Origin of the sequence: Brucella haematophila (genome assembly GCF_005938105.1) — a bacterium.
Lineage (GTDB): Bacteria > Pseudomonadota > Alphaproteobacteria > Rhizobiales > Rhizobiaceae > Brucella > Brucella haematophila.
On sequence record NZ_VCPE01000009.1, the window covers coordinates 220,250 to 235,544 of the forward strand.

Below are 15,295 nucleotides of genomic sequence, written 5' to 3' on the forward strand. Positions count from 1 at the left end.
GCGTCTTATACCGAAAATCTGAATCAAAATCGCAACCTACTTCCGGGCAAGCTTTGCCCGGATGCGTTTGGCGAGCCGCCAGAGCCGGGGATTGCGCTTGATTGTGCCGGCGGCGGCGCTGCGTGCGGATTGCAGCGCTACAAAGAGCCTGCCTTTTGCCGAGAGCGGCAGAACGGTGTCGAAGATTTCAAGCTCGATGTCGCACCAGTCGCGCTTGTAAGGTTCATCGCCCACGCCGAAACTGTAGACCGAATACCCGGCATCGCAACAGCGCTTGATATCTTCGAAGAACAGAAATTCGCCGGGGCTGGCATGGGCCATATCGTCGTCAGCAATGGCGGCAAATTCGGCTGTCGGTCCGCTGAGTGTCAGGTTCTTGCCAACGATAGAGCGGATGACGCCGCTCACTTCCAGAAAATGTAGTTCGCAGACTGGCGCTTGCGCCGTGAGAGTCTGTCCGTAGAGCGCTTTGAAAAATGTCTGTACGGCCTTGTCGGCGAAAGGGTCGTTGATACCCATCTGCCGGAAGCGCCCGGCTTTCATGACGAAGAAAAGATCGAGAACCCGGTCGGATTCTTCCGGTGTCTGCGGCTTTTCAATTCGCCAGCCGCCTGCCTCTTCATAGCGGCGCTCGTGCTGACGGTGCTTTTTCAATCTCCGGCGGCGGTTGGTGCGGTCAAGCACGGCGTCAAAACCACCATCGAGCGAGACCATCAGGACCGGATTGGGGTTTCTCTTCTGCCCCAGCGCAAAAAGCGGATTGTCGATATCGTCAACGGCTTCAAGTTGACGCGTCAGCGACAGCGCGTCGATATCCGGTCGCTCCTTGCGGATAGTGGCAACAAGCCGTTCCAGCGCCTTGCGGCTGACTGCGGCTGCTTGTGCTCCATTCAACCACGGGAAATTACCATTGGCATGGTTTCCACCGGGATAGCGGGCGATTTTCATGCCGTTCTGGCGGATAACTTCCAGAGGCAGGAGAAAGACGGGGCGATCAGCATCGAAAATTCCGGCGACGAAACAGTCGCTGTTGATGCAACGGCGCCAGCAATCGATCCAGATATAAGACTGCGGCGCACCATGCAGGGCTGGCCCTGAAGCCCAGAGACGCTCGATTTCGGAGAAATCGCTGATGATGCGTTCCGTAAGCGTGGCTGATCCCGCTATTTTGCCCCGCTCAGTCATGCTGCGATGCGCCCCTCGGAATAATGTCAGAGCTGCTTTTTACGCGGCGGCTGCGCCATCCACCAGATGATAGCCATGGCAGGCAGAACCCAAAGCAGGCCCGACGCGATGAAATAGAGCAGATGCACCCATGCCGGAGAATTGCCGAGATGCGCGACGGCGATGATCGTGGCCAGAATCGCATAGACGATCACCAGCGTTACCAGCAGAAATGTGCCGATCAGTTTCTTCAGCCTTACGGGCATGATTGCGTCTCTCCTTTTCCCCGAACCATCACTAACCGCTGTACCCTGTCTGCGAAAGGGCAAAAAACGCGGCGGCATGTCGCGTGGGCTTGCCTTGTAACTCACGGGTCGATGCTGCATGTATCCCTCCAGATGTTTTGAAGGAAGAACGGCATGACGGCAGCATCGATGGCGCAGCGCGGAGAGCGAAGCTCAAGAACGTCGAAGGACGAACGCGACCGGCGCCTTGTGCGTTACTGGCTTTATGCGGTTTTCGTTGTGCTGATCGCCATCGTGATGGTGGGCGGCGCCACCCGTATGACCGGCTCCGGCCTGTCGATTACCGAATGGAAGCCGATCCACGGTGTTATTCCTCCGCTCAACCATGCGGAATGGGTGGAAGAATTCGATAAATACCGCCAAATTCCCCAATATCAGCAGATCAACAAGGGCATGGCTCTTGAAGAGTTCCAGTATATTTTCTGGTGGGAATGGGCGCATCGTCTGCTGGCCCGCTTTGTTGGTTTCCTCGTGGCCGTGCCGCTGATCTTCTTCTGGGCGACGGGTCGCCTGAAAGGCGGGCTGAAATATCGTATGCTGGGTCTTCTGGCGTTGGGCGGGTTTCAGGGCGCCATTGGCTGGTGGATGGTCGCATCGGGCCTCAGCGAGCTTACCAGCGTCAGCCAGTATCGGCTTGCGATCCACCTCACCACAGCCTGCGTGATCATTACGGCGGTCTTCTACATTGCGAGAGGGCTTGTGACCTATACAGAGCGCCCCGCTGAGCGGTCAGTGCAGCGCTTTGCCGGATGGCTCGTCTTTGCCGTTCTGGTGCAGATCTATCTTGGCGGTCTGGTGGCCGGGCTGCATGCTGGTCTCACCTTCAACACCTGGCCTTTGATGGATGGCGCGATCATCCCATCCGATCTGTTCATCCAGTCACCATGGTGGCGCAATCTGTTCGAAAACCCGAAAACCGTGCAGTTCGTGCATCGCATGTTTGCCTATACGGTTCTGGTTCTCACCGTTCTCCACGCCGTTCAGGTCTGGAAAGATGCGCCGGGTACAACCCACGCACGGCGGACGATTGTGTTGCTCGGCCTCGTGCTGGTGCAGGCTGTGATCGGTATTGGAACGTTGCTGATGAGTGTGCCGCTGCATATGGGCCTCACGCACCAGTTTGTTGCGCTGATTGTACTGGCTTTCGCGGTTGCGCATTGGCGCGCCACCAAGGGCGCTTACGAAGGATAGGCCGTCTGGCGCAAATATCTCAGCGCGGTGGCGATCTTCAGCTCCCGCGCTTCGTCGGCATCATTACCGTCCTCGCGGTGCCACGCGGCTGAAAGACAGCCATAGGCAAAGGCATAATCAAGTATATAGGACGGCGCGCGGTCTATGATCGGCGCGAAATGTTCGGCCATGAGCCTTGCCCGGTCAAGGTCGAGGCAAAGATCGTCGCGATCCAGTGGATTGTAGAAGATATTGGCGGCATCGAAAGCTGCATCGCCGACCAGCCCATGCGGGTCGATAGCAAGCCAGCCACGCGGACCTCGCAGGATGTTTTCGTGGTGAATGTCGCCATGAAGCGGAATAGGCTGATGCGGTGTCGCCAGGAGCTGCTTTGCAAGCGCTGTAGCATCCGCATAGATCGGCGTTTGATCCGCGACTGCGAAAAGGCCGGAAAAGTGTCTGTCGAGCGGTTGCAGGTCTGATGGTGCAGGCGCGGGCGAGGGCGTATGCAGTGCGGCCAGAACCTGCCCGAAGATCACCAGACAATCCGCATCGTGGCCGCTTTTGAGGTGTTGATCGAGATGATAGCTGCCCGCATATTCGAGCAGCATCGACGTATCTTTCAGATCGTACAGCCGCGCCGCGCCGTGCCCATCCTGCCAGCGCAGATAATGTGCGCCGCGCATTTCCTCCAGCCCGACTGGCTTCAACTGCTTGATAACAAAAACCTCGTCCGGATGACCGATGCGTTCGACCTTCCAGACGAGGCTTGAATGCGTATCGGCCAATGGCTCGAACGAACCGATATTCCATTCGTCAGGGAACATCGGTTCAATCGTCATCAGGCTTTGCCGAGCATGAGGTTCATGTTCTGCACAGCCGCGCCCGAAGCGCCCTTGCCGAGATTGTCGAGCAGGGCGACCAGATTGACCTGATTGTCGCCTTCGGTGCCGAAGACGAAAAGCTTCATGCCGTCCTTGCCGGCCAGTTCTTCCGCATCGACACGCGGCAGCTTGGCGCTTTCTTCCAGAGGTACGACTTCGACGATGTCCTGACCGGCATAATGCGCGCTCAAGGCAGCGTGAACCTTTGCAAGCGATGGCCGGCCTTCAAGCTCATTCAGGAACAGCGGAACCTGCACGATCATCCCTTGCGGGAAACGTCCGACGCTCGGGCTGAAGATCGGACGACGGTCAAGACGTCCATGCAGCTGCAATTCCGGCACGTGCTTGTGATGCAGCGGCAGGCCGTAAAGGAAGTTATTGGAGGCCAGATAGTCCGGATTGTTCGTGTCTTCCATCTGGGCGATCAACTGCTTGCCGCCGCCCGTATAACCGGAAACGGCATTGACGCTAACGGGATAGTCAGGCGGCAACAGCCCAGCGTCACGCAGCGGACGAATGAGCGCAATTGCGCCAGTCGGATAGCAGCCCGGATTGGCGACAAGGCGGGCCTCGGCAATGCGCTCGCGCTGGCCTTTGGCCAGTTCGGCAAAGCCATAGGCCCATTCCGGATGCACGCGGAATGCGGTCGACGTATCGATGATCCGGGTCGAATTATGGTCCCGAAGCAGGGAAACGGCTTCCTTCGATGCATCGTCAGGCAGGCACAGAATAGCAATGTCGGCAGAGCGCAGATAGTCGGCGCGCAAATCCTTGTTGCGCCGCTCGGCTTCCGGGATTGAAATCACTTCAAGATCGCCGCGCTCGGCCAGACGGCTGCGGATTTGCAGACCGGTGGTGCCGTGTTCGCCATCGATGAAGATTTTCGGTTTCATGCTTTTGCCTTTTGATTTCATAAAGTTACGACAAATTCCGGAATCGGTTTTTCAACCGCTTGAATCAATTTCTTAACCGCGCGAAAGCGGCGCCGTCATCGTCGTTCTTTCTGTTCTGCCAGCAGGCCCAGATAATACATTGCGATTGTGGCTCCAGCGATAGCCGTAATATCGGCATGATCATAAGCTGGTGCAACCTCGACCACATCCGCACCGACGAAGTCAAGCGGCGTGAGCTTGCGCAGGATCGATAGCATCTTGGCGGATGAAGGGCCGCCAGCCACCGGCGTGCCCGTGCCGGGCGCAAAGGCCGGATCGAGGCAATCGATATCGAAGGTCAGATAGCTCTTCTTGCCAGCCGTGCGCTTTAGAATGGCGTCGGCAATCTCTGCCGCCGTCATGTCTTCGACTTCGTGGCCGTAAATGATCTTGATGCCGCAATCGTCCGGCGCATGGGTGCGAATGCCGACCTGAATGGAGTGGTCCGGGTCGATGATGCCGTCACGCACGGCGCGGGCAACAAAGGAACCATGGTCGATCCGCTTGCCGTCATCGAACCAGGTGTCCTGATGCGCATCGAACTGCACCAGTGCCAGCGGGCCGTATTTCGCGGCATGGGCTTTCAGAAGCGGCCATGTCACGAAATGATCGCCACCAAGCGTTAACAAAAACGCGTCGGATTTGAGGATCTTTGCCGCTTCGCGCTCAATCGTGGCCGGGGTCTTGTAATGATTGCCGTAGTCGAGCAGACAGTCGCCATAGTCGATGACCGCGAGATTTTCGAACAGATCACGCTGGAACGGATATTGCGGATCATTGTCGAAAATGGCCGATGCGCGCCGGATGGCCTGCGGACCGAAACGCGCGCCGGGCCGGTTGGACACAGCGGCATCGAACGGAATGCCCCAGACAACAGCTTCCGCGCCTTTGAGCGACTTGCTATAGACGCGCCGCATGAAAGACAGCACGCCCGCATGGGTCGGGTCTGTCGCAGCGCTTGTCAGGCTGCGCGCGGTAAATGCGTGATCAATGGTCTTGGATGGCATGGCCGTTTCCCGATGAAGCTCAGACTTCTATAACCGGTCAGTTGAGAAATTGGGAAGAGGTTTTAATCCCGATCAAAGCCGTAGGCGCGTTCGATACGACCAATGCGGACGCGATAGGTTTCATACCATTGCTGGCGACCAAGCTTCTGCGCCACGAGATGGTCCACTTCGCGCTTCCATGCCCGAATACTGTCTTCATCCGCCCAGAACGAGTTTGTGATGCCAAAGCCTTCCGCATCGCGGGCGCTTTCGACGCCAAGATATCCGGGTTGTTGCGCCGCGAGTTCGGCCATGCGCACCGCCATATCGCCATAGCCATCGTCGTCACCAATGCGCTGCGAAGCAAAGGTGACGACGTAATAAGGTGGTTGCGGTGTTGGGGCGAAGCGGTCGGACGACATCGTGCTGGCTCCTGGCTGGCTGATTCCTGAAATTCATAACAAAAAGCGGGCCCGAAAGCCCGCCTTTCCGTATGCAAAACGCGATATCCGACCTTTCGCGGCACGCTGAAGCAGTTCTGGTTAAAACGGAACCGTGGAACCGCTCTATCTATTTGTTTTTACGCATTATCCTGCGCAAAACCGCGACGCAGTTTTGCTGGAAATGCTCTAGAAATTGACGGCGAGTTTCACTTTGATCGCCTGATCCTGCGCCTTGTTTGCGAACTGTCCCCGGTAGTTCAACCCGAGAGAAGTATTCCTTGTCAGATTGAAGTCCAATCCAGCCTGTGCGTAGAACATGTCGCGGTCGAGCGGTAGCCCCGCCAAGGTGAACCCGGCTTCATTTCCAAAGCTTAGCATCGTTTCTCGTTGTGCATAGCTATTGTGCTGCCAGCCGACTGCAAGCTTGGTGCCTATGCTGCTGGTTTCGGAAATTGTGTAATCTTTGGAGAAGCGAATACCGAGATAGTTGCTCAACAGGTTGCCCGTTGCGCCGGAGCCGGAGAGGGCCGTTACCGCCTCGTTTTCAATAAAGCCATTGGTTTTCGCGTAGGCGTAGGAAATCCCGGCAAAGGGTTCCACCAATGCCAGCCTGGTGTCGATCTTGTAACCCAGTTCAGCAAATCCCAGGAAACTGCTGGCTCGGTAACTCGCGCGATTGTCATTCGAGACTTCCTTGAAGCGGATCGTGCGCTTGCTATCGATATCATGCAGGTTTGCGTTGCCACCAAAGGTCAGGTTGATGTTGTTCCATGCGTAACCGCCATAGGCGCCGATCTGGTAGCTATCGATACTGGCTGACGACAGACCGCTATTGAGCGATGATTGCATATAGCCGGTAAAGAGACCCAGCAGCCAGTTATCGGAGACATGGCCGTCGATACCGGTGATGAAACCGGTGGCGCTGCGGCTCATGCCTTGCGCTTCTCCATCACTCTCGAAATGCGCCCTGGAATTATAGGCCTGTCCCCAGACGCCGTTCTGGCGGGGCGCATTCGGTACATTCGCCGAATGCGTGAAACGGCTGTCGGATAAGCTGTTGATCCGCTGGGTCACAGCTTCGCGTGGTAATTGGTTGTCGTAAAGAAGCGATGTCAGTGTGGACGCGTAAATATCGCCGGAAAGCTGCGTATAGGCTTCTGACAGATTGTCATCTACCCGTGAGGTGAACACATTCTTGTAGATCGCGTTTTGAGAGCCGAGCGCTTGTACGGCGTCGGCAACCCTTCTTTGCTGATTGCTAGCCGCATAGACTGCGAACCTTTTATCCTGCTTTACAAAGGTGACGCCGACTTCGTTCTGCCTATAGTCAAGTTCTTCACCGATGAAATTATATGTCGGTGAAACCTTGTCGAAGCGCCCTGTAATGCCATTATCTGCCTTCAGGAAGACGCTGCTTTTGCCCAATCGAGCAATAACCTCGTCTACAGTCAGCGGTAGGCGTTTCTTGTCTCCGTCAAACACGACACCGCCCGCAAGCTGCGCCCGATCGCTGCCATAGAGCAGGGATGTGCTGCCATCAGCGCCCACGCCAATATCGAGAGTGCTACCGTCTTTCAGGTCTATGTCACCATTGACTTTCAATGTCTTCGTGTCGGATGTGCGGAAATCACCCGGAGCGACATGAGCCCCATCTCCCGCTGTTATACCTCCGGTAAAGCCGGTGCCGCTTAGCGTCCCGCCGGAATGGACCAGAACCGGCGAGGTGATCGAACCGTTGACCATCAATTCGCCCGCGTAAATGTCGGTTTGTCCCTTATAGCTACTCTGTCCGCCAAGCACGGTGGTGCCTTGTCCGACCTGCCGCACACGGCCATCGCCGGTAATTTTGCCGTCGAAGCTGAGCAGATTGCTGCGGTTGAATGACAGAAACGCATCCTTCTGCATCAAGTCGACATCGCCAATGATGGAGCCTGTCTTGCCGCCATTGCCAAGCTCCAGCCCGCCCTCAAGCACGAAGCTGTTGCCGGTATATTTGTTTTCGCCGGTCAGCGTCAGTTTTCCAGACTGCATCTTGTAGAGGGAACGGTCACCGTCCAGATAGCCTGCTACGATTTTATCGGATGTCGGAAAGAAAATGTTCCGCTCGGTCTTGAAGAGCCCTTCGGGAGATCGAACGTAGAAGCCTGCGAGATCCGGGTTTGACCAATATTCCCGCATATAGTTGGCAATGTAATTGTGCGTGCGGGTTGTCGGATGAATATCATCCCAGAAGACATATTCGTTCTGTATCGAGGAACCGCGCGGCTGATTCAAACATGAGGGTGTGTTTACACAATTGCCGGTCGCATTTGAGAAGCCGAAGATATTGGGATGCTTCACGACCATATCGAGGATGTCGTCGATTTTGGGCGCATAGACCACAGCATCGGGGTGTTTTTTCTTGAACGCGGCGATGCTGTTGGCAATGGCGCTGTTGAATTCGTCCGTTGCCTCTCTGGATGGGATGCCGGGCCTGTTCGCATAGCGGGGAACTTTCGAAAAGTCGGGCAGGTCAGGTACCAGGAACTGTCGCCCGCCTGCTTGATAAAGACGCTCAAGCGCTTTCGATAATTCATTTCCGCCAAACGCCGCCGTATCCCGTATTGAAGCACCGTGGTCAAGCGCGTCCATGGCATCATTGCCGCCGGCCCATAAGGAGACGATGCTGTGAGGGGAGATGGTATTACGCCCATCAATGAATTCGTTCACTTCGTCTGCAATAGATGGGATTATCCATGATATCGCACTGCCAGCACTCTGATATTTCGTGCCGCCGATGGCGTAGTTGACGTTGATGTCGCGGTTGGGGGTGTTGTCACCAAAATCATCGGTACGGATCCGAAATACTACGAATTCGGTGCCTCGCTCTTGGTTTCGGAAGAGATATTCGTTCCAGACGCGACCATTGCTGAATCGTCCATCGGTCGTAACGTGTCCAGTGAATGCTATGATATCATCAGCAAACGTACCATTATCGCTCAGGCTGTCGCCGAAGATGATAGCCCTGTTGAAATAGCTCTTGTCATCATTGTCGGTTATGCTTTGCGAATAAGCTGTCGAAGAAAGTAAAATTTGAGACAAGGTGCATGCAGCCAATAAAATATTGGCCTTCCCATTAGAAATAAATGTCAAAATACACATCCATGAAAATGTAAGTTAAAAATTTAAGTGAAATCTGAAAAGAAAAAAGAATAGTGTAAATGAACCTCCTTTAAATAGGGAGGAGAGGGACGTAGAAACCAAAAAAGCGAGCCTTGCGGCTCGCTTTTCGCATATCCAGACGACAAGAATATTATCGTCTGGAAATATAACCCCAAGCGCCGGAGCGCTTGGGTGATTTTTAAACGGGCCAGCGCTTCGAGAGCTGGCCCTAAGCGGATTAGCGCTTCGAGAACTGGAACGAACGGCGAGCCTTGGCCTTACCGTACTTCTTACGTTCGACAACGCGGCTATCGCGGGTCAGGAAGCCACCCTTCTTGAGAACCGTGCGCAGGCCTGGTTCGTAGTAGGTGAGGGCCTTCGAGATACCGTGACGAACGGCACCAGCTTGACCGGACAGGCCGCCACCAGCAACGGTAGCAATGATGTCGAACTGGCCAGCGCGGTTCGAAGCGATGATCGGCTGCTGGAGGATCATCTGCAGGACCGGACGTGCGAAATACTTTTCGAATTCCTTGTCGTTGACGGTGATCTTGCCGGAACCCGGCTTGACCCAAACGCGTGCAACGGCGTCCTTACGCTTGCCGGTGGCATAAGCGCGGCCCTGTGCGTCCAGCTTCTGGACGTGAACCGGAGCGGCAGCTTCGGTCTTGGCAACAGTGCCGAGTTCTTCGAGCGAGTTGAGCTGCTCAGCCATGATTATGCATTCCCTTTGTTCTTGCGGTTCAGCGCTGCGACGTCGAGGACTTCCGGCTGCTGAGCTTCATGCTGATGGTTCGGACCTGCATAAACGCGCAGGTTCTTCATCTGGCGACGGCCGAGCGGACCACGTGGGATCATACGCTCAATAGCCTTCTCGAGAACGCGTTCCGGGAAACGGCCTTCGAGAATCTGGCGAGCAGTGCGCTCCTTGATGCCGCCCGGATGGCCGGTGTGCCAGTAATAAACCTTGTCGGTGTACTTCTTGCCGGTCAGAACAACCTTGTCGGCATTGATGATGATGACATTGTCGCCATCGTCAACATGCGGAGTGAAGGTTGCTTTGTGCTTGCCACGCAGGCGATTGGCGACGATAGTTGCGAGACGACCAACGACGAGACCTTCGGCGTCGATCAGTACCCACTTCTTCACCACTTCAGCCGGCTTCTGAGAAAAAGTTGCCATTGAAGTCTTCCTTAGACTAATCCCCGATCTTGTATCAGGGCTTTTTTTGTTGCTTGTGTTGGAGCTATCCAACCCGAACGGGCGTGCAAAAGATAAGTTTCGCGCGCTTCCGGCGGGTCGATACACAAACTCTGCCCTGTCGTCAAGTCCCGCTTTTGCGTGCTTATTTTAAAAGCGTAATAAAATCAATGGCTTGCATATTTGGTATTATAATACCGCATCTTTTTGCGGCTCTTTTAACGCGGTGGGATTGAATAGGTCGCTGTTGCATGGGCCACCAGTTCCCCTGTCACGCCATCGGTCAGGCTGATATCGAGGACGGCAAGGCGCTTTCCAAGCTTGAGAAGCCGCGCAACAGCTTCCACCGTGCCGGGCGAAGGCTTGCGCAGAAAGTTGATGTTGAGATTGGTCGTCACCGCAAGCGCGACCGGCCCGATATGCGCCAGTATGGCCGCATAGGCTGCGACATCGGCCAGCGCGAAAAGCGCAGGACCGGAAACCGTGCCGCCGGGGCGCAAATGTTGTTCGTCAGCGTGAAGGCGCATCGTGGCGGAGCCTTCGTCTATTGCAACAATCTCGAAACTGTCACCAAGCTGCGGAAATTCGCGCTTCATGAAGGCGCGCAGGTCTTCGATATCCATCACCGGGGTCGGGCTTGTGTGCTGTGCCATATTGATATTCATCCATTCCTCCCAATCTTTATAGCAATAGAAGCGTGAACCATCGTGTTGCAAGCGGCATCCGCTCGTGCGAACGATTAAACACAGTCACGCAGTTGAGGCCGGTGAGGACAACATGAACAATCCGTCTAACGACCAGATTCGCGACATTCTCCAATCCGTCAAAACAATCGCGCTTCTTGGCGCTTCACCTAAGCCGGAACGCCCGAGCAATGGCGTGATGGAGTTTCTGCTGTCAAAGGGCTACCACGTCATTCCCGTCAATCCGGGGCAGGTTGGCAAGGAAATCCATGGCCAGCGCGTTGTGGCACGTCTGGCCGATATTGAAGAGCCTGTAGATATGGTCGATGTGTTTCGTGAGCCTTATTCGCTGCCCGGTATTGTTGATGAAATTCTGACGATGAAGCAGCGCCCGTCGGTTCTGTGGACACAGCTCGGCGTTGTTCACGAAGAGGCAGGTAAGCGCGCTGAAGATGCCGGGCTGAAAGTCGTCATGGACCGTTGTCCGGCAATCGAATATCCGCGTTTGATCGGGTAACTGTTTGAAGCCGGAATAAAATTCCCCGCTTTGCTGTGGCTCGAAAAATTCCTCCTTTGCTTTCTTTGGGGCAAAGCCTAACGTCCGCTCTCAAAGAGTGGCATTCGTTATCAGGAGGAATAAATGTCCAAACGCTCACCCGGCATAGAAACATTGGCCGTTCATGCAGGCGCAAAGCCAGATCCGACGACGGGCGCGCGCGCAACGCCGATATATCAGACGACGTCTTTCGTGTTCGAAGATGCGGATCACGCTGCTGCCCTGTTCGGCCTTCAGGCATTCGGCAACATCTATACGCGCATCACCAATCCGACGACGGCCGTGCTGGAAGAGCGCATTGCCGCGCTGGAAGGTGGTACAGCGGCCGTCGCAACGGCATCGGGGCATGCCGCGCAACTGCTCGTTTTTCATACGCTGTTGCAGCCGGGCGATAATTTTGTCGCCGCGCGCCAGCTTTATGGCGGTTCGATCAACCAGTTCGGCCAGTCCTTTAAATCCTTCGGCTGGCAAGTGCGCTGGGCGGATGCCACCAACCCGACCGATTTTGCCAAGCAGATCGATGACAAGACGCGCGCAATCTTCATTGAAAGCTTCGCCAATCCGGGCGGCATTGTCGTGGATATCGAAGCGATTGCCGAAATCGCCCATAAGCATGGTCTGCCGCTGATCGTCGACAACACGCTGGCTTCACCCTATCTCGTGCGCCCGATTGAACATGGTGCAGATATTGTCGTGCATTCGCTGACCAAGTTTATCGGCGGTCATGGCAATTCCATGGGCGGTATTCTCATCGATGGTGGCACCTTCGATTGGGCGAAATCGGGCAATTATCCGCTTCTGACCGAACCGCGCCCGGATTATGCCGGTCTCGAACTGCACAAGACCTTCGGCAATATCTCTTTTGCCATTGCGGCCCGCGTGCTGGGACTGCGTGACTTCGGTCCGGCGATTTCTCCGTTCAATGCGTTCCAGATCCTGACAGGTGTTGAAACTCTGCCGCTTCGCATGCAGCGCCATAGTGATAATGCGCAGAAGGTTGCGACCTGGCTGCATGGCCATGAGAAGGTGTCCTGGGTGAATTATGCCGGACTGCCGCATGACAAATATCATGCGCTTCAGCAGAAATATTCGCCAAAGGGCGCTGGTTCGGTTTTCACCTTTGGTCTCAAGGGTGGCTACGATGCAGGCGTGAAATTCGTGGACAGCCTCGACCTGTTCTCTTTGCTCGCCAATATTGGCGACACCCGCTCGCTGGTTATCCATCCGGCTTCGACCACGCATCGTCAGCTAAGCGACGAGCAGAAGGTGGCGGCTGGCGCTGGACCGGACGTCGTGCGTCTGTCGATCGGCATTGAAGATGCAGACGATATCATCGCCGATATCGAACAGGCTCTGGCCAAGGTCTGATCGGATGAGCCGGTTTCTCGACTTCGAACTGACAGGTATAGAACCGGAAGAGGGCGCTCCGCTGCCGGAGCGCGTTCTTTCCGGTGATCCCAAATTCCGTACATGGAATCTGGAAGAAAATGCCGAAGGCACGCTCTTTGCTGGCATCTGGGAAAGCACGCCCGGAAAATGGCGGATCGAATATGACGAATGGGAGTTCTGTCACATTCTGTCTGGTCGCTCGATTGTGAGCGAGGAGGGCGGAGCGAGCCAGGAAGTCAAGGCGGGCGACAGCTTTGTCATCCGCCCGGGCTTCAAGGGTAGTTGGGATGTACTGGAAACCACCCGCAAGGAATATGTGATCAAGCTCTGACAAAAGAAAAGGCTGCGAAACTCGCAGCCTTTTTGATTCTGGGATTTACCGCGGCTCGTCGCCTCTCGGCCGGATATAGGCGCGAGGCCCGCTGTTGCCTGAAGGCGGCCTTACTTCCGGGCGTGGTCGCGATGGACGCTCGGCTTGTGGGGGACGAGGGCGTTCACCCTGCGGCGGGCGTGGTCTGTCCGGTCTGTTGTAATTCGGACGACGGTCGCGGTCACGATAGCGGTAATCGCGGTAGCGCGAGTCCCGATAATAGCGCGGGTAGTTGCGGTAATAGCCGCCGCTGTCATAAACGACACCAGTGCCGATATAGCTGCCCTGCACATAATATGGGTCGTAATAACCGCCGCCATAATAGCCTTCGGACACACACCCGGTGAGCGTTAGTCCCGATATGCCAATGCCGACGGCGATCAGAAGTGATTTTAATGACATGGCTGTCGCTCCTTGAAAGGCCGAAAACGGCGCAGCAATTAACGCACCATTTTTCAGCGAACCCTATTCACTTGGTAGTATGCCGAAAGCGTTTCAAGCGGCAAAATCAACAAAGATTGCAGAGTGATAGCTATATTCTTTTTGCTGTTCTCTCTCGGCTGAGGATACTTATTAACATTGAGTGGAACCACATGTTCCGATAACTCCTGGCCGGAATAAATAAACAGCCGCCCACAGGGGGCGGCTGTTTAGTGTGAGCCTTGATTGTCTCAAAGCCGATTTTAAGAATTACTTGCCTGCACTTTCAACTTTGCCGGCAATTTCGGTGAACTTTTCGCTGATGGTCGAGCCGAGGGTGGTTGCGCCACCGATGATGACGACTGCGATCAGAGCGGCGATCAGACCGTATTCAATAGCGGTTGCACCGGATTCATTTTTGCGAAAACGCGAGAAAAGCTTGGACATGTGTTGCTCCTGAGACTCTGCTTTTATTAGCTGGTCGTCTTGACCTGGGGGCAAATTACACGGGCAATTCTTTTTGCGCTCTTAAGTTGCATGGTAAACAGAAGATAAGCGCCCTGTATGCTTAATAAATTGCTGAATTAGCAAGATTGACGCCACTGCATTAAAACTTGGGCGGGCTGTGCCATCAGCGAAAGGCCAGATGAACAAAAACCCCGCACTGGGCGGGGTTCGTTTTCGATAGGGTCGGCGCTTACTTGGGGAGCTGCGCGCCAGCCTGCTTCACGGCGTCAGCCATGGTCTGGCACAGCTTTTCTTCGGAAACATTCTGCGCCTTCGCGCTGGTGGCAATATCCTGTTCCATACCCATGGCGGAAACCTTGCCCTGCTTGCCGGTTTCTTCCGCAGCTTCAGCCTTGGAGGTGTCGGCCGGAGGGGGGATCATTCCAAGCAGCTTGTTCTGGATTTCAATGGCTGCACCATCGGTATAGCCCTTGTCCTTGCAATAGGTCAGCACGCCCAGCTGATTGCGGGCAGCATTATAGGCCATTTCCATCTGTTCAGGCGTTGCCTGTGCAAAGGCAGCTGTAAGATTTGCCCCGAGAAACAGGCCGGTCAAAGAAACACGAACGATATTACGCATTATAATTCCTCTCCATGATTCAAATGCATGACGAGATAATGCGATTTTTCCAATCGAGAAAATTCAAGAAAGATTAATTAGTGAAATGTGATATAATAGAATTAAATTCTTCTGGTTTTTAAATCCGCGTCATATTTGCCCTTTAGGTTATCTGTTTTCCTGATCTTGTGCCGAGATACATTATGTTTGGGTGACGGATATCAGAACCAGCCTCGTTTCCTTGAAGGGTCGGTGACATTCGCTCAGCTGGCTAAACTAGGGCGACTGATGGCGTGTCAAATTCGGGCATTTTGGAAAAATGGTCGAAACTGTGAGAATTGACGAAATTTGCTCTTGCGCTTGGCGTGCGAATTGCCTAAACGGCTCTCACGCGACTGACAAATCAGTCGGGCGATTAGCTCAGTTGGTAGAGCGCTTCGTTTACACCGAAGATGTCGGGAGTTCGAGTCTCTCATCGCCCACCACTTATCTCCTTGAAAACACAAGATATTAAGCGCTTCAACGCTCATGCGTGTCGTCTGATGCAGGCTTACTCTGGCAGCTCGATACCAGCTGTTGATGCAGG

Annotated in this window: 17 protein-coding genes and 1 tRNA gene; 5 read left to right on the forward strand and 13 right to left on the reverse strand. The window is 54.9% G+C overall.

Translation table 11 applies throughout. The features are described from left to right. Positions 1 to 36: 36 nt before the first annotated feature. The gene (locus FGI60_RS14965; protein ID WP_138785880.1) at positions 37 to 1,185 is read right to left on the reverse strand and encodes a GNAT family N-acetyltransferase; all 1,149 of its coding nucleotides are present in this window, start codon (positions 1,183 to 1,185) and stop codon (positions 37 to 39) included. A 26-nt stretch (positions 1,186 to 1,211) separates the two neighbouring features. After that, positions 1,212 to 1,430 (reverse strand): DUF2842 domain-containing protein, encoded by a 219-nt coding sequence (locus FGI60_RS14970; protein WP_078340522.1) that lies wholly within the window; start codon positions 1,428 to 1,430, stop codon positions 1,212 to 1,214. Positions 1,431 to 1,583: 153 nt separating this feature from the next. Between FGI60_RS14970 and FGI60_RS14975 the strand changes: the two genes are divergently transcribed. Further along, on the forward strand, positions 1,584 to 2,660 hold the full coding sequence (locus tag FGI60_RS14975) for a COX15/CtaA family protein (RefSeq protein WP_138785881.1): 1,077 nt from the start codon (positions 1,584 to 1,586) through the stop codon (positions 2,658 to 2,660). On the opposite strand, the gene FGI60_RS14980 is transcribed toward FGI60_RS14975, so the two are convergent. From FGI60_RS14980 to FGI60_RS15015, 8 genes are all read right to left on the reverse strand, one after another. Continuing rightward, positions 2,648 to 3,481 (reverse strand): aminoglycoside phosphotransferase family protein, encoded by an 834-nt coding sequence (locus FGI60_RS14980; RefSeq protein WP_138785882.1) that lies wholly within the window; start codon positions 3,479 to 3,481, stop codon positions 2,648 to 2,650. The two genes, FGI60_RS14975 and FGI60_RS14980, sit on opposite strands and share 13 nt — an antisense overlap. Beyond that, positions 3,481 to 4,416, reverse strand: a complete 936-nt coding sequence (argC, locus tag FGI60_RS14985) for an N-acetyl-gamma-glutamyl-phosphate reductase (RefSeq protein WP_138785883.1) — start codon at positions 4,414 to 4,416, stop codon at positions 3,481 to 3,483. The genes FGI60_RS14980 and argC overlap by 1 nt, the downstream gene beginning before the upstream one ends. Before the next feature lie 95 nt (positions 4,417 to 4,511). Beyond that, complete coding sequence (gene speB / locus FGI60_RS14990) at positions 4,512 to 5,462, reverse strand: agmatinase (protein WP_138785884.1); 951 nt, start codon at positions 5,460 to 5,462, stop codon at positions 4,512 to 4,514. A gap of 62 nt (positions 5,463 to 5,524) precedes the next feature. Next, positions 5,525 to 5,863 carry an antibiotic biosynthesis monooxygenase family protein gene (locus tag FGI60_RS14995; RefSeq protein ID WP_138785885.1) on the reverse strand — a complete coding sequence of 113 codons (339 nt, stop codon included), beginning with the start codon at positions 5,861 to 5,863 and terminating at the stop codon, positions 5,525 to 5,527. A gap of 207 nt (positions 5,864 to 6,070) precedes the next feature. After that, positions 6,071 to 9,016 (reverse strand): autotransporter domain-containing protein, encoded by a 2,946-nt coding sequence (locus FGI60_RS15000; protein WP_171058778.1) that lies wholly within the window; start codon positions 9,014 to 9,016, stop codon positions 6,071 to 6,073. A gap of 247 nt (positions 9,017 to 9,263) precedes the next feature. After that, a complete protein-coding gene (rpsI, locus tag FGI60_RS15005) occupies positions 9,264 to 9,740 on the reverse strand; it encodes a 30S ribosomal protein S9 (protein ID WP_138785887.1) in 477 nt (158 codons plus the stop codon). 2 nt (positions 9,741 to 9,742) lie between these two features. Then, a complete protein-coding gene (rplM, locus tag FGI60_RS15010) occupies positions 9,743 to 10,207 on the reverse strand; it encodes a 50S ribosomal protein L13 (protein WP_078340528.1) in 465 nt (154 codons plus the stop codon). A 236-nt stretch (positions 10,208 to 10,443) separates the two neighbouring features. Continuing rightward, positions 10,444 to 10,890: a PaaI family thioesterase gene (locus FGI60_RS15015; protein WP_138785888.1), complete on the reverse strand. Its 447-nt coding sequence runs from the start codon at positions 10,888 to 10,890 to the stop codon at positions 10,444 to 10,446. Positions 10,891 to 11,002: 112 nt separating this feature from the next. Here FGI60_RS15015 and FGI60_RS15020 point away from each other — a divergent pair, with 112 nt between their 5' ends. The 3 genes from FGI60_RS15020 (at position 11,003) to FGI60_RS15030 (ending at position 13,184) form a co-directional block, all read left to right on the forward strand. Then, positions 11,003 to 11,425, forward strand: a complete 423-nt coding sequence (locus FGI60_RS15020; protein ID WP_138785889.1) for a CoA-binding protein — start codon at positions 11,003 to 11,005, stop codon at positions 11,423 to 11,425. Positions 11,426 to 11,548: 123 nt separating this feature from the next. Then, entirely contained in the window at positions 11,549 to 12,832 is a 1,284-nt protein-coding gene (locus tag FGI60_RS15025) for an O-acetylhomoserine aminocarboxypropyltransferase (RefSeq protein ID WP_138785890.1), read from the forward strand. A gap of 4 nt (positions 12,833 to 12,836) precedes the next feature. Then, positions 12,837 to 13,184, forward strand: coding sequence for a cupin domain-containing protein (locus FGI60_RS15030; RefSeq protein ID WP_138785891.1), 348 nt, complete (start codon positions 12,837 to 12,839; stop codon positions 13,182 to 13,184). Positions 13,185 to 13,229: 45 nt separating this feature from the next. Here the strand turns inward: FGI60_RS15030 and FGI60_RS15035 are convergent, their stop codons facing one another. The 3 genes from FGI60_RS15035 to FGI60_RS15045 form a co-directional block, all read right to left on the reverse strand. Further along, positions 13,230 to 13,625, reverse strand: a complete 396-nt coding sequence (locus FGI60_RS15035) for a hypothetical protein (RefSeq protein WP_138785892.1) — start codon at positions 13,623 to 13,625, stop codon at positions 13,230 to 13,232. A 288-nt stretch (positions 13,626 to 13,913) separates the two neighbouring features. Further along, positions 13,914 to 14,090 (reverse strand): Flp family type IVb pilin, encoded by a 177-nt coding sequence (locus tag FGI60_RS15040; protein WP_138785893.1) that lies wholly within the window; start codon positions 14,088 to 14,090, stop codon positions 13,914 to 13,916. Positions 14,091 to 14,340: 250 nt separating this feature from the next. Then, positions 14,341 to 14,730, reverse strand: a complete 390-nt coding sequence (locus tag FGI60_RS15045) for a pore-forming ESAT-6 family protein (protein ID WP_138785894.1) — start codon at positions 14,728 to 14,730, stop codon at positions 14,341 to 14,343. A gap of 388 nt (positions 14,731 to 15,118) precedes the next feature. On the opposite strand from FGI60_RS15045, the gene FGI60_RS15050 reads away from it, so the two are divergent. Continuing rightward, positions 15,119 to 15,194, forward strand: a tRNA-Val gene (locus tag FGI60_RS15050). Positions 15,195 to 15,295 lie beyond the last annotated feature (101 nt).

What these genes read in the sequence shown, in the direction of transcription:
- FGI60_RS14970 (WP_078340522.1), bottom strand. Translation starts at nt 1,430, where the DNA reads ATGCCCGTAAGGCTGAAGAAACTGATCGGCACATTTCTGCTGGTAACG.
- FGI60_RS15040 (WP_138785893.1), bottom strand. Translation starts at nt 14,090, where the DNA reads ATGTCCAAGCTTTTCTCGCGTTTTCGCAAAAATGAATCCGGTGCAACC.
- FGI60_RS15035 (WP_138785892.1), bottom strand. Translation starts at nt 13,625, where the DNA reads ATGTCATTAAAATCACTTCTGATCGCCGTCGGCATTGGCATATCGGGA.
- FGI60_RS15015 (WP_138785888.1), bottom strand. Translation starts at nt 10,890, where the DNA reads ATGAATATCAATATGGCACAGCACACAAGCCCGACCCCGGTGATGGAT.
- FGI60_RS14980 (WP_138785882.1), bottom strand. Translation starts at nt 3,481, where the DNA reads ATGACGATTGAACCGATGTTCCCTGACGAATGGAATATCGGTTCGTTC.
- speB (WP_138785884.1), bottom strand. Translation starts at nt 5,462, where the DNA reads ATGCCATCCAAGACCATTGATCACGCATTTACCGCGCGCAGCCTGACA.
- FGI60_RS15020 (WP_138785889.1), top strand. Translation starts at nt 11,003, where the DNA reads ATGAACAATCCGTCTAACGACCAGATTCGCGACATTCTCCAATCCGTC.
- FGI60_RS15030 (WP_138785891.1), top strand. Translation starts at nt 12,837, where the DNA reads ATGAGCCGGTTTCTCGACTTCGAACTGACAGGTATAGAACCGGAAGAG.
- rplM (WP_078340528.1), bottom strand. Translation starts at nt 10,207, where the DNA reads ATGGCAACTTTTTCTCAGAAGCCGGCTGAAGTGGTGAAGAAGTGGGTA.
- FGI60_RS14965 (WP_138785880.1), bottom strand. Translation starts at nt 1,185, where the DNA reads ATGACTGAGCGGGGCAAAATAGCGGGATCAGCCACGCTTACGGAACGC.
- FGI60_RS15045 (WP_138785894.1), bottom strand. Translation starts at nt 14,730, where the DNA reads ATGCGTAATATCGTTCGTGTTTCTTTGACCGGCCTGTTTCTCGGGGCA.
- argC (WP_138785883.1), bottom strand. Translation starts at nt 4,416, where the DNA reads ATGAAACCGAAAATCTTCATCGATGGCGAACACGGCACCACCGGTCTG.
- FGI60_RS14995 (WP_138785885.1), bottom strand. Translation starts at nt 5,863, where the DNA reads ATGTCGTCCGACCGCTTCGCCCCAACACCGCAACCACCTTATTACGTC.
- FGI60_RS15025 (WP_138785890.1), top strand. Translation starts at nt 11,549, where the DNA reads ATGTCCAAACGCTCACCCGGCATAGAAACATTGGCCGTTCATGCAGGC.
- FGI60_RS14975 (WP_138785881.1), top strand. Translation starts at nt 1,584, where the DNA reads ATGACGGCAGCATCGATGGCGCAGCGCGGAGAGCGAAGCTCAAGAACG.
- rpsI (WP_138785887.1), bottom strand. Translation starts at nt 9,740, where the DNA reads ATGGCTGAGCAGCTCAACTCGCTCGAAGAACTCGGCACTGTTGCCAAG.